We start from the raw sequence: 12,498 nt of genomic DNA, 5'->3' as shown, positions 1-12,498 counted from the left end.
AATGAAATCGATTACATTTCAAATTTAGACCGAAATTACCCCGAATGGCGACGCAATAGGAGGTGGCAGATGGAGATACAGCTTCAGCTAGCGCAGGCAGAGGATCGCAGCGAGATTGCTGCTCTGATCCATTGCTCAACCAATGCCTGGTATCAGCGCCACGGATTGGGCGACATCTTCTCTGCCGAGCCGGAAAGTTGCGGCCTGTTTGTTGATGTTTACCAGCAGTTGGATGAGGGCCACCACTGGATTGCGCGCGATCAACAAGGGGCAATCTGTGGCTCCTGCTTTTTCCATCCGCGTGAAACTCATTTGGGGTTGGGCATCATGAATGTTCATCCCGACTATTTTGGCCGAAGGATTGCCAGCCGCTTGTTGGCCAAGGCCGATGAACTGGCGGGTGGCTTACCGGTTCGTTTGCTGTCCAGCGCGCTAAACCTGGATTCCTATTCGCTCTACCAGCGCGGGGGATTTACCCCGTATGCCCTCTATCAGGATATGGCGATCCCGGTGCCGAGCCAGGGATTTGCTTGCCCACGCCTGACTCGCGGCCAGGTACGGGCAGCCCGGCTTGACGACCTGCCCGCCATCCTGGAGCTGGAGTGCGAAATACTGGGCATCGAACGCCAGCGCGATATCAATTATTTCCTCAATGACACCAGTGGACTGTGGCGGGTTGCCGTCTGGGAGTTGGACGATCGCATCGGCGGTTATCTGGCCTCGGTGGCGCATCCGGCCTCCCGTATGTTGGGACCGGGGTGCTGCCATAGCGAAGAGATCGCCCTGGAGTTACTTGGCTGGATGCTCGATCGCCATCATCGCGGTACGACACCGGTGGTATTGGTACCCGCAGAGCGCTCCGCGCTTAGCCAGGTTTTGCTGCGCTGGGGAGGACGAATTTGTGAATTACATATCGCGCAGGTGAAAGGCCAGGCGCAACAACCCGGCGGCGTGGTGATGCCGTCCTTTTTGCCGGAAAGCGGTTAGCACCGGCATCGTTGCCGTATTAACCAACCAACACCGATGGGGGAGTTATGCAAACAGATAGCCAGGCCTTGCGGGCCAAAAGCGCCACGTTCAAATGGGTGGTGCCACGGCTGGCACTGATGATGTTCCTGCAATTTTTTGTCTGGGGGGCCTGGTACGTCACGCTCGGCGTGGTGATGGGCAAATATGGCCTGGCCGCGATCATAGGCGATGCCTATTCCACCGGGCCAATTGCCTCCATCCTGTCGCCTTTTGTGCTGGGCATGGTGGTCGATCGCTTCTTTGCCTCGCAAAAAGTATTGGCTGTGTTGCACCTGATTGGGGCAGGCCTGCTGTGGATGATGCCTGGCTTCTTTGCCGAGGGGCAGGGCAGCGGGCTGCTGTGGATCATCTTTGGCTATATGCTGTGCTACATGCCCACCATTGCCCTGAGCAACAACGTGGCATTTTATAGCCTGAGCAACAGCGAGAAAGCCTTCCCGGTCGTGCGGGCGTTCGGCACCTTTGGCTGGATTGTTGCCGGGCTGCTCGTTGGCACCAGCGGCCTGTCGGACAGTACCGATATCTTTACGCTGGCTGCCGTAGCTTCGTTGGTATTGGCGATTTACAGCTTTACGCTGCCGCATACCCCGGCACCGGAGCGCGGCAAGCCAGTAAAAATGCGCGATCTGCTGTGTGCCGATGCTTTCGCGATGCTCAAGCAGCGCCATTTCCTGGTATTTATCATCTGTGCCACGCTGATCTCCATCCCGTTGGCGGCGTATTACGCCTATGCTGCGCCGTTCGTTGCCGCGGCCGGCTTCACCAACGTGGGTGGCGTGATGTCGCTGGGGCAAATGTCTGAGCTGTTCTTCATGCTGCTGATCCCGTTCCTGTTTGCCCGCTTGGGGATCAAGTACATGCTGATGATCGGCATGCTTTCCTGGTTCCTGCGCTACGTGATGTTTGCACTGGGCATTACCGAAGAAATGCGCTGGATGATCTACCTCGGCATCATCCTGCATGGCATGTGCTATGACTTTTTCTTCGTTATCGGCTTTATCTATACCGATAAAGTGGCGGGCGACAAGGTAAAAGGCCAGGCACAAAGCCTGCTGGTGCTGTTCACCTACGGCATCGGTATGTTGATTGGTTCGCAGATCAGCGGTGCGCTGTTTAACCATATGGTGACGGCGGAAGGGGCTGCGGCGTTGCCACAATGGCAGCATTTCTGGTGGTATCCAGCCTTCGGCGCATTGGCGATCGCCGCGCTGTTCTTCTTCACCTTCAACTACCGGGATATTCCAGCAGGGGAGAAACGCGATGGCTGATTTGCGGGTGCTGGTGGTGGGCTGCGGCAATATGGGGGCGTCCCATGCCGAGGCTTACCACGCTATGGAAGGGGTGACAATCTGCGGGCTGGTAGCTCGGGGCGAGTCGCGTGAGCTGCTCAATCAACGTTTGGGGGGCGGTTATCCCACCTTTAGCGACTTTGAGTTGGCGCTGGCGCAAACCCGGCCCGATGCCGTGTGCCTGACCACTTATCCGGACACCCACGAAGCCTACGCCTTGGTGGCGCTGGCGGCAGGATGTCATCTGTTTATCGAAAAGCCGCTCGCCACCACGATAGCAGGGGCTGAAAGGGTGATTGCTGCTGCTCATCAGGCACAACGACAGGTGGTGGTGGGCTATATCCTGCGCCATCATCCCTCCTGGCAGCAGTTTGTGGAGCTCGCTCGGGGTTTGGGTAAGCCCTTGGTGATGCGGATGAACCTCAACCAGCAAAGCCACGGGCAGATGTGGAATGTGCATCGCAACCTGATGCAGTCATTGTCGCCAATTGTCGATTGCGGCGTACATTATCTGGACGTGATGTGCCAGATGGCCCAGGCGGAGCCGATCAGCGTGAGCGCTATCGGCGCCCGGCTGAGCGATGAACTGCCGCAGGGGATGTATAACTACGGCCAGCTACAGGTGCGTTTTTCCGACGGTTCGATCGGCTGGTACGAAGCTGGCTGGGGGCCGATGATCAGTGAAACGGCCTACTTTGTGAAAGACGTCATTGGGCCGCGTGGCGCGGTTTCGATCGTAGCTCGTCATCAGGAAAGGGCTTCTGACGATGTCGGGGGGCATACCAAAACCGAATCATTGCGGGTGCATTATGCCGATCTGGACGACGAGAACCGCTTTACGCGGCCAGATCGCTGGATCGACTGCCAGGATGAGCCGGACCATTTGGCGCTGTGCCTGAGTGAACAGCGGTACTTTTTACAGGCTATTCGTGAGGGACTGGATCTCAATCAGCATCTTCAGGATGCATTGAACAGCTTACGGGTGGTGTTGGCGGCGGACGAGGCGGTTCGCAGCCAACGTACGGTGATATTAGGGAGAGAAGCATGAAGACGATGCAGGGGCCGGGATTGTTTCTGGCGCAGTTTATCGCCGAGCAGGCCCCGTTTAATACGCTGGATGGTTTGGCGGAGTGGGCTACCGGGCTGGGCTTCACCAGCGTCCAGATCCCCACGTTGGAGCCAGCCATTTTCGATCTGGCGCTAGCGGCACGCAGCCAGGAATATTGCGATGAGATCGTCGCCCGGCTTGGGCGGCACGGTATCCGTATCAGCGAGCTGTCGACGCATTTGCAAGGGCAACTGGTCGCCGTCCATCCAGCCTACGATCTGGCTTTTGACGGCTTTGCTCCGTCAGAAGTCCGGGGCAAACCTCAGCAGCGGCAGGCCTGGGCAACGGAACAGTTATTGCTGGCGGCGCAGGCTTCGCAGCGCTTGGGGCTAACGGCCCATGCGACCTTCTCTGGGGCGTTGGCGTGGCCCTATTTCTATCCGTGGCCGCCGCACAATGCGTTATTGCTGGAGGAGGCCTTCGAACAGTTGGCCAAGCGCTGGCTGCCGATCCTGGACGCTTTCGATCGGGCTGGTGTAGATGTGTGCTATGAGCTGCATCCGGGAGAGGATTTACATGACGGCGTGACCTTTGAACGCTTTCTGGCCAAGGTCGGCAACCATCCCCGCTGCCATATTCTCTATGATCCGAGCCATCTGCATTTGCAGCAGATGGACTATCTGGGCTTTATCGATTGTTATCACCCACGTATCCGCGCGTTTCACGTTAAAGATGCCGAGTATCGCCCCAGCGCCCGCAGTGGCGTGTATGGGGGTTACCAGCCATGGTTGGAAAGACCTGGGCGCTTCCGTTCTCTGGGGGACGGGCAGATCGACTTCCCGGCCATTTTCAGCAAGCTGACGCAGTACGGCTTCCCTGGAGTCGCTACGTTGGAATGGGAGTGCTGCCTTAAGTCGCCGGAGGCCGGAGCACGCGAAGGTGCCGCCTTTATCGCCCGCCATATTATTCCGGTAGCGGAACGGGCCTTTGATGATTTTGCCGCGGTGGATACCGACCGGGGGCGAGTCAGAACCATGCTGGGCGTGGAGGATGCATCATGAGATTAAAGCTGGGAATGGTAGGTGGCGGTGAAGGCGCGTTTATTGGCGCGGTGCATCGGTTGGCGGCGCGGATGGATGATGAGTTTGAGCTGGTCGCCGGGGCTTTCTCCTCCGATAGGCATAACTGTCTGCGCACCGGGGCGTTATTGCATCTGCAACCGGATCGCTGCTATGCCGATTTTAACCAGATGGCTCAGGCAGAAGCGGCACGAGAGGATGGGATTGATGTTGTCGCGATCGTGACCCCGAATCATTTGCACGCTCCAGTCGCCAGCGCTTTTCTCAACGCCGGGATTGATGTGATCTGCGATAAGCCCCTATGCACCTCTTACTCCGAGGCTCTGCAACTGGCACAAACGGTGCGCCAAAGCGGCAGACAACTGATCCTGACCCATAACTACAGCACCTACCCGTTGGTGCGTGAGGCACGTAGCCGCGTATTGGCGGGGGAGTTGGGCGAGATCCGCTTCGTCGAGGTGGAATATCTGCAGCAGTGGCTGGCAAAACCGCTGGAGCTGACCGACAACAAGCAGGCCGGTTGGCGTGCCCAGCCGGAAAAAGCCGGATCTGGCTGCATCGGTGACGTAGGTACTCACGCCTGGCAGTTGGCTGAGTTTGTCAGCGGCATGTTGCCTGAGGCGATCAGCGCGGAGCTGACGTCATTCATCGCGGGGCGCAAGCTGGACGACGATGTGCGGGTGCAGATGCGTTATGCCAACGGTGCCAAAGGTCGGCTCTGGGCCAGCCAGGTGGCCTGTGGTCATGAGAATGGGCTGAAGTTGCGAGTTTACGGCAGTGAGGGCAGCCTGGAGTTTTGCCAGGAAAACCCGAACCAGCTGTGGATACGGCCTTTTGACGCGCCCGCCTATTGCATCACCCGTGCTTCGGCATTTCAGCATGCAGAAAACCGCCTGCTGGCCCGCGTACCTGCAGGACATCCTGAAGGCTATTTAGAAGGGTTTGGCCAGATTTACCGTGAAGCGGCCCGCTGTTTGCGTGATGGTCCTACGGCGGCACCGTTGTTACCAGGGATTGAAACCGGCGTGCAAGGGATGGCGTTTATTGATGCCGCCCAGCGCAGTAGCCGTGCCGGGGGAGAGTGGGTGGAATTGATATCGCCATAAGTAATAAAGAAGATTTTTTTATTCTTTTATTGCCGAGCGCCGCTCAGATAAAACTGTTGGTCACAGCACAGAATTTTATCAACGGAGCGGATCATGGCGAGCAAACTTTTCTCATTACGCAGTGCAGTATTGTTGGCTTTATCGCTCGGTGCGGCCAGTGCCCAGGCAGTGGACGTCACCGTGGCTTACCAGACCTCCGCCGAACCCGCCAAGGTGGCGCAGGCGGAAAACAGCTTTGCCAAACAGTCTGGCGCGACCGTTGACTGGCGCAAGTTCGACAGCGGTTCCAGCGTGTTGCGTGCTCTGGCCTCTGGCGACGTGCAGATTGGCAATATCGGCTCCAGCCCGCTGGCCGTGGCCGCCAGCCAGAAGCTCCCTATCGAAGTGTTCCTGATCGCCTCGCAGCTGGGTAGTTCCGAAGCGCTGGTGGTAAAAAAGGACATCAAATCTCCCCAGGATCTGATCGGTAAGCGTATTGCGGTACCGTTCATTTCCACCACTCACTACAGCCTGCTGGCCTCTCTGAAACACTGGGGCATCAAACCTGACCAGGTGCAAATTCTCAACCTGCAACCGCCAGCCATTGCGGCGGCCTGGCAGCGTGGGGATATCGACGGGGCTTACGTATGGGCTCCGGTGGTCAATGAACTCGCCAAACAAGGCAAGGTGCTGACTGATTCCGAACAGGTTGGCCAGTGGGGCTCACCAACGCTGGACGTGTGGGTAGTGCGCAAAGACTTTGCCGAGCAGCATCCGGAAGTTGTCACCGCGTTTGCCGCCAGCGCCCTGAAAGCGCAGAAGGCCTACCTGGCACAACCGGAGCAATGGCTGAAAGATTCAAGCAACCTCAACACGCTGGCTCGCCTGAGCGGAGTGCCGCCAGAGCAGGTGCCAGAACTGGTGAAGGGTAACCGTTACCTGCCGGTCGCCGATCAGATCACTCAACTGGGCCAGCCGGTAGATAAAGCTATTCGCGATACCGCCGAGTTCCTTAAGCAACAAGGCAAGATCCCGCAGGTGGACAGTGATTACAGCGCCTATGTGACCGACCGCTTTGTCAAACAGGTGCAGGCTGCACCGCAGTCGTAAGGGATCCGCCATGCTAAACGTTAACCATCTTTCGGCCGATTATCAGGGGCGTGCGGCGCTGCGCGATGTGTCGTTCCAGATCGCCGCCGGGCAACTGGTGGTGGTGTTGGGGCCTTCTGGCTGTGGCAAGACCACGTTGCTGAATTTGATCGCCGGGTTTATTGAGCCAACGGCAGGCAGCATTACGCTGGATGATGTCTCCGTCAAAGGCCCTGGTGCCGAGCGGGGCGTGGTCTTCCAACATGAAGGCTTACTGCCGTGGCGCAACGTGGTGGATAACGTGGAGTTTGGCTTGCAACTGGTCGGTGTGGCCAAGCCGCAACGCCGCAAGGTGGCGCAGCAGATGTTGCAATGCGTTGGGCTGACCGGCTATGAACAACACTTCATCTGGCAGCTGTCCGGTGGGATGCGTCAGCGGGTGGGCATTGCCCGCGCCTTGGCTGCCGACCCTCGGCTGTTGCTGCTGGATGAGCCTTTCGGGGCACTGGACGCATTCACTCGCGAACAGATGCAGGAACTGCTGTTAAATATTTGGCGTGATACCGGCAAGCAGGTGCTGCTGATCACCCATGACATTGAAGAAGCGGTATTCCTGGCTAGCGAGCTGTTACTGCTTTCTCCTGGTCCTGGGCAGGTAGTGGAGCGTTTATCGCTGAATTTTGGCCAGCGCTATGCCGCCGGAGAGGCTTGCCGCTCCATCAAGTCCGATCCTGAGTTTATCGCCCAGCGTGAATACGTGCTGGGCCGGGTGTTCCAACAGCGCGAGGCCTTGCTATGAGCCTGCATTCTGTTCTGAAAGCCGCAGTACCGACAGCGGTGCGCCAATCTCGTTTCACGCTGCCGCGCAGCCTCAAGCTGAGCACGGCAACCTTGCTGGTGTTGTTGGCTGTCTGGTGGGCAGTAACCGCCTTGCAGCTGATCAGCCCGTTATTTCTGCCCGCGCCGCAGCAGGTATTGCATCAGCTGGTGGTCATTGCCAGCCCACAAGGCTTTATGGATGCCACGCTGTGGCAACACCTGGCCGCTAGTCTGGGGCGCATCCTGGTGGCATTACTGGCCGCTGTGGTGATCGGCGTCCCGGTGGGCATTGCGATGGGGCTGAGTGAGACAGTGCGCGGCCTGCTCGATCCCCTGATTGAAATTTATCGCCCGGTGCCGCCGCTGGCCTATCTGCCGCTGATGGTGATCTGGTTTGGCATCGGTGAAACCTCGAAAATCCTGCTGATCTACCTGGCGATTTTTGCCCCGGTGACGCTTTCGACCGTGGCAGGCGTACGCAGCGTGGCGCAGGTCCGAATTCGTGCCGCGCAGGCTTTGGGAGCTAACCGTTGGCAACTGCTGCGCTTTGTGGTGCTGCCCAGCGCGCTACCGGAAATTCTGACCGGCATCCGTATTGGCCTGGGCGTCGGCTGGTCTACGCTGGTGGCCGCCGAACTGATTGCCGCCACGCGCGGTCTGGGATTTATGGTGCAGTCCGCCGGTGAGTTTCTGGCGACCGACGTGGTGATCGCCGGTATCAGCGTGATTGCGATAATTGCATTTGGTCTGGAGCTGGGGCTGCGTGCCTTACAGCGCCGCTTGACCCCCTGGCATGGAGTACAGCAATGAACGAACGTTTAGCAATTACCCCGTTGGGGCCTTATATCGGCGCACTAGTGGAAAACGTCAATCTGGCGCGGCCACTGGGCGACGGCCAGTTTGAACAGCTTTACCATGCTTTGCTCAAGCATCAGGTGCTGTTCCTGCGCGATCAGCCCATTACACCGCTACAACAGCGTGAGCTGGCAGGACGCTTCGGCGATCTGCATATTCACCCGGTGTATCCACATGCTCCCGATGTGGAGGAGATCATCGTGCTGGATACCCATGACGATAACCCGCCGGATAATGACAACTGGCATACCGACGTCACCTTTATTGAAAACCCACCGCAGGGGGCGATTTTAGCCGCCAAGCAGCTGCCGACGACCGGTGGCGACACTCTGTGGGCCAGCGGGATTGCCGCCTATGAGGCGTTATCCTCACCGTTGAAACAGTTGTTAGCCGGGTTGCAGGCGGAACATGACTTCACCAAGTCGTTCCCCGAATATAAACATCGAGGCAGTGAGGAAGAGCATCAGCGCTGGCAGTTGGCCGTGCAGAAAAACCCACCATTGTTGCATCCGGTGATCCGCACCCATCCGGTGACCGGCAAGCAGGCGCTGTTCGTCAATGAAGGATTTACTACGCGGATTGTCGATCTGGCGGCGAAGGAGAGTGATGCTCTGCTGAACTTCCTGTTTGCGCATATCACCAAGCCGGAGTTTCAGGTGCGCTGGCGCTGGCAGGCCAACGATATTGCCATCTGGGATAACCGGGTGACGCAGCATTACGCCAACGCGGATTACCTGCCGCAGCGGCGCATTATGCACCGTGCGACCATTTTGGGGGATAAGCCGTTCTATCGCGCCTGAAGATCACTCCACCATCAGGTTTCTGGAAAAGTTTCTTATATCTACCCCCGCTTTCCTGCGGTACAGGCGTGCCTTGCGTGCGCCTGTTGCCACTCTCTCGCCGGTTTCCTCAAACATTTCCGAAGCGTCAAAACGCCGCATCAGACTTTTGCGCTGCACCGTATGCGACAAAATGATCTCAATCACTTCCTGCAATTGGGACAGTGTGAACTCCGCTGGCAGGCAATAGACCGGCAGCATGGAGTAAGCCGTTTTTTGCCGTAGCCGCTGGAGTGCCGCTTCCACGATCGTTTGATGATCGAAAGCCAACTGCTGCGCTTGCAGGCTGTCCAACGGCACCCAGGCGACGTCACTCACATCGATGATATGCGGCTGGCAATCGGCATGGGCGATCAGAGCAAAGTAGACCGTGGTCAGGCTCCAGCCGCGCGGGTCCCTTTCCAGGCCAGAAAAACTGGCCAACTGCGCCAGATAGGGCGGCACCACACCGGTTTTTTCCCTCAGTTTACGTTCGGCCGTCGCTTGCGTGGAGGCGTCGTGTTGCAAATCGATAAACCCGCCGGGCAATCCCCATTGATCGAGGAAAGGGTGATTAGCGCGCTTGGCCAACAGCACGCACAGCTTCCCGCCGTGTACGGTAAACAGCACGCTGTCGACGGTGACAAGCGGTGAGGGGAAGAGGCGCGGATCGTAGTTTTTCAGGTACTCGGCTTGCGTGGTCATGCTGGCGCTCGGCTAAAAAGGTCTTTGAGACAATATAACAATAGCTGCCGGCTAATGATAATTATTAAAAGCATAAATAAACAAATGGTTAAGCGAATTTACTGCGATTAAGACATTTTTCGCTTGCCAATAAATGTCTCTTGGACAATTATATAAATGTCTTAGGGACATTAATTGGCAGGGGGAAGAATATGAGCGCACAACTGCAGTTGTTTTTGAACGACATTGAAGTGAAGGTGACAACCGGACAGTTTCCCGATGGGGCGGTGTATGCCCGGTTTGAACAGCCTGAAACAACGGGGACTTCGCAGATGCGTATTCGTGCCGGCGCAATGCGCAGCATGGATGACTTCATGCTGTTGGCACAGTTGACGCAGGCGGTACGCCACCAGTTTCTGATCAAAGAAAGCCTGCTTGAGCTGCCTTATCTGCCCTACGCCCGCCAGGATCGCCATATGGCCTCCGGCGACAGCTTTGCGCTCAAGGTATTCGGCCAATTACTCAACACCTTGGCGTTTGACCGTGTGACGGTGCTGGATCCACACAGCGAAGTGGCTGCCGCCGTGATCGACAACATGCACATCATTACTCAGCAACAGTGCATGCAGCACAGCCGCAGACTGGCCAATTTACTGACCCAGCAGCAGCTGTTCCTGGTGGCTCCGGATGCCGGAGCACTGAAAAAAATTCACGCGGTGGCGGCCCACTTTGGCATCGCGCAATACGGCATCCTGACCAAACAACGGGACGTGTTCAGCGGCGAACTGACGGGGTTCGAACTGCTGGCTGGCGATGTGCAGGGCAAAGACGTGCTGATTGTGGATGACCTGTGCGACGGTGGCGGCACCTTTATCGGCTCGGCCCAGGTGTTGCGCCAAGCGGGGGCTAGTACGGTCAGCCTGTATGTCACCCACGGGGTGTTTTCCAAAGGCACTGCGGCTTTGCTGAACCAAGGCATCGATAACATCTATACCACCACTTCCTATGCTGCGGCGGAACTCGCTGAGCAACGTGTTGAACTGATTGATATTGAATCTATTTATACCCTATGAATTTCAAGCTGCAGCTAGGCGACAAGCTCACCCATCCCCAGGAGCTTACTTTAGTAAGTGACTGGGGTGGGTGAGTGCAGGTAACAACGCTGCAGCTTGAAAGGCGACGGGTATACGCTCACTAAGGAACCGACTATGTTAACCAATCCTATTCTGGCAATTGATGGCTATAAAGTGTCACACCGTGAGCAGTATCCGTTGGGTACCACGCGGATTTACTCCAATTTCACGCCGCGCAGCGATCGGTTCTTTGCTTCCCCGCTGCTGGACGGCCAACTGGTGTTCTTCGGTTTGCAGGGCTTTTTACAGTGGTTCATGGTTGATCTCTTCAACCAACAGTTTTTTGCCCAACCGGAAGAGCAGGTTGTGGGGGAATATAAAAAGCTGATGGATAGCTACATTGGTCAGGACCGGGTCTGCGTGGAGCATATTCGCGCCCTGCATCGGTTGGGCTATCTGCCGCTGCATATCAAAGGGTTGGACGAAGGCAGCAAGGTGAGGATGAAGGTGCCGGTGCTGACCATCACCAATACGCGTGAGGAGTTCTTCTGGCTGGTCAACTACCTGGAAACGGTGATCTCGGCCGAACTGTGGAAGGCTTCCACCAATGCCACTATTGCCCATCATTATCGCAAGATCTGCCAGATGTGGGCGGATAAAACCTGCGATGACCTGGCGCATCTGGATTTCCAATGCCACGACTTTTCCTTCCGCGGCATGTCGGGCATGCATGATGTCGCGCAGGCCGGTACCGGGCATTTGCTCAGCTTCAAGGGTACCGACAACATTCCGGCGGTGCTATACGCACAGAAGTATTATCCAACCGCAGAAGATTACTTCGTGGCTGGCAGCATCCCCGCCACCGAACATAGCGTGATGTGCATGGGAGAGCAGGCAACGGAGATCGAAACGTTCCGCCGCCTGATTGAAGATCTCTATCCGAATGGATTGGTTTCCATCGTCTCGGATACCTGGGATTACTGGCAGGTGCTGACGGAGTTTACCCGTGAGCTACACAGCAAAATAATGGCGCGCGATGGCCGGGTGGTTTTCCGCCCAGATAGTGGCGATCCGGTGGCTATTCTTTGTGGAACCGGCAACGACAGCGATCGCAGTGCGCAACGCAGCGTCGAAGAGAAAGGCTCGGTGGAAGTGTTGTGGGAAATCTTTGGTGGCACGGTTAATAGCAAGGGCTACAAAGTGTTGGATCCCCATGTCGGGCTGATTTATGGAGACTCCATTACTCTGGAACGCGCCCAGGAAATCCTGCAACGCCTGGAAGCGAAAGGTTTTGCCAGCTCTAACGTAGTGTTTGGCGTGGGTTCCTTTACTTATCAGTATAATACCCGTGATACCTTTGGTTTCGCGATGAAGGCCACCTACGGTGAGGTGAACGGAGTGGGGCGCCCCATCTTCAAACAGCCGAAGACCGACAGCGGTCTGAAACAATCTGCACGCGGTTTGTTGCGGGTGATCCGCGATGGGGAAGGAGAATATCAACTGCTGGATAATCAGGACTGGCAGCAGGAGCAGCAGGGCGAACTGAAAACGCGCTTCCTGGATGGCAAACTCTATAACCAGGACTCACTGGAGCAGATCCGCCAGCGCATTGCCTGCTACAGATAAAGGT

12 protein-coding genes are annotated in these 12,498 nt (G+C 57.0%); 11 read left to right on the top strand and 1 reads right to left on the bottom strand.

Going from position 1 to position 12,498, the window contains the following annotated elements:
• Nucleotides 1-69 precede the first annotated feature (69 nt).
• The 9 genes from ACX9GU_RS25270 to tauD all read left to right on the top strand — a co-directional run bounded on the left by ACX9GU_RS25270 (nucleotide 70) and on the right by tauD (nucleotide 9,093).
• Nucleotides 70-987 (top strand): GNAT family N-acetyltransferase, encoded by a 918-nt coding sequence (locus ACX9GU_RS25270; protein ID WP_473193258.1) that lies wholly within the window; start codon nucleotides 70-72, stop codon nucleotides 985-987.
• 47 nt (nucleotides 988-1,034) lie between these two features.
• Nucleotides 1,035-2,297, top strand: coding sequence for an MFS transporter (locus ACX9GU_RS25265; RefSeq protein ID WP_473193257.1), 1,263 nt, complete (start codon nucleotides 1,035-1,037; stop codon nucleotides 2,295-2,297).
• A complete protein-coding gene (locus ACX9GU_RS25260) occupies nucleotides 2,290-3,366 on the top strand; it encodes a Gfo/Idh/MocA family protein (RefSeq protein ID WP_473193256.1) in 1,077 nt (358 codons plus the stop codon). Before ACX9GU_RS25265 ends, ACX9GU_RS25260 begins: the two co-directional genes overlap by 8 nt.
• Entirely contained in the window at nucleotides 3,363-4,427 is a 1,065-nt protein-coding gene (locus ACX9GU_RS25255; protein WP_473193255.1) for a sugar phosphate isomerase/epimerase family protein, read from the top strand. The genes ACX9GU_RS25260 and ACX9GU_RS25255 overlap by 4 nt, the downstream gene beginning before the upstream one ends.
• On the top strand, nucleotides 4,424-5,551 hold the full coding sequence (locus tag ACX9GU_RS25250; RefSeq protein ID WP_473193254.1) for a Gfo/Idh/MocA family protein: 1,128 nt from the start codon (nucleotides 4,424-4,426) through the stop codon (nucleotides 5,549-5,551). Before ACX9GU_RS25255 ends, ACX9GU_RS25250 begins: the two co-directional genes overlap by 4 nt.
• Nucleotides 5,552-5,644: 93 nt before the next feature.
• Nucleotides 5,645-6,640: a taurine ABC transporter substrate-binding protein gene (gene tauA / locus ACX9GU_RS25245; protein ID WP_059199477.1), complete on the top strand. Its 996-nt coding sequence runs from the start codon at nucleotides 5,645-5,647 to the stop codon at nucleotides 6,638-6,640.
• A gap of 10 nt (nucleotides 6,641-6,650) precedes the next feature.
• Entirely contained in the window at nucleotides 6,651-7,418 is a 768-nt protein-coding gene (gene tauB, locus ACX9GU_RS25240) for a taurine ABC transporter ATP-binding subunit (protein WP_473193253.1), read from the top strand.
• Nucleotides 7,415-8,248, top strand: coding sequence for a taurine ABC transporter permease TauC (gene tauC, locus ACX9GU_RS25235; protein ID WP_024482702.1), 834 nt, complete (start codon nucleotides 7,415-7,417; stop codon nucleotides 8,246-8,248). Before tauB ends, tauC begins: the two co-directional genes overlap by 4 nt.
• A complete protein-coding gene (gene tauD / locus ACX9GU_RS25230; protein WP_179249342.1) occupies nucleotides 8,245-9,093 on the top strand; it encodes a taurine dioxygenase in 849 nt (282 codons plus the stop codon). The genes tauC and tauD overlap by 4 nt, the downstream gene beginning before the upstream one ends.
• Before the next feature lie 3 nt (nucleotides 9,094-9,096).
• Here tauD and ACX9GU_RS25225 read toward each other — a convergent pair whose 3' ends face one another.
• A complete protein-coding gene (locus ACX9GU_RS25225) occupies nucleotides 9,097-9,816 on the bottom strand; it encodes an NUDIX hydrolase (RefSeq protein ID WP_473193252.1) in 720 nt (239 codons plus the stop codon).
• A 191-nt stretch (nucleotides 9,817-10,007) separates the two neighbouring features.
• Here ACX9GU_RS25225 and prs point away from each other — a divergent pair, with 191 nt between their 5' ends.
• Both prs and ACX9GU_RS25215 read left to right on the top strand, forming a co-directional pair.
• Nucleotides 10,008-10,868, top strand: coding sequence for a ribose-phosphate diphosphokinase (gene prs / locus ACX9GU_RS25220; RefSeq protein ID WP_473193251.1), 861 nt, complete (start codon nucleotides 10,008-10,010; stop codon nucleotides 10,866-10,868).
• 135 nt (nucleotides 10,869-11,003) lie between these two features.
• Complete coding sequence (locus tag ACX9GU_RS25215) at nucleotides 11,004-12,494, top strand: nicotinate phosphoribosyltransferase (RefSeq protein WP_473193250.1); 1,491 nt, start codon at nucleotides 11,004-11,006, stop codon at nucleotides 12,492-12,494.
• Nucleotides 12,495-12,498 lie beyond the last annotated feature (4 nt).

The sequence above is a fragment of the Serratia sp. K1WW1 genome, assembly GCF_055790865.1.
This window is presented reverse-complemented; position numbering and strand designations above follow the sequence as displayed.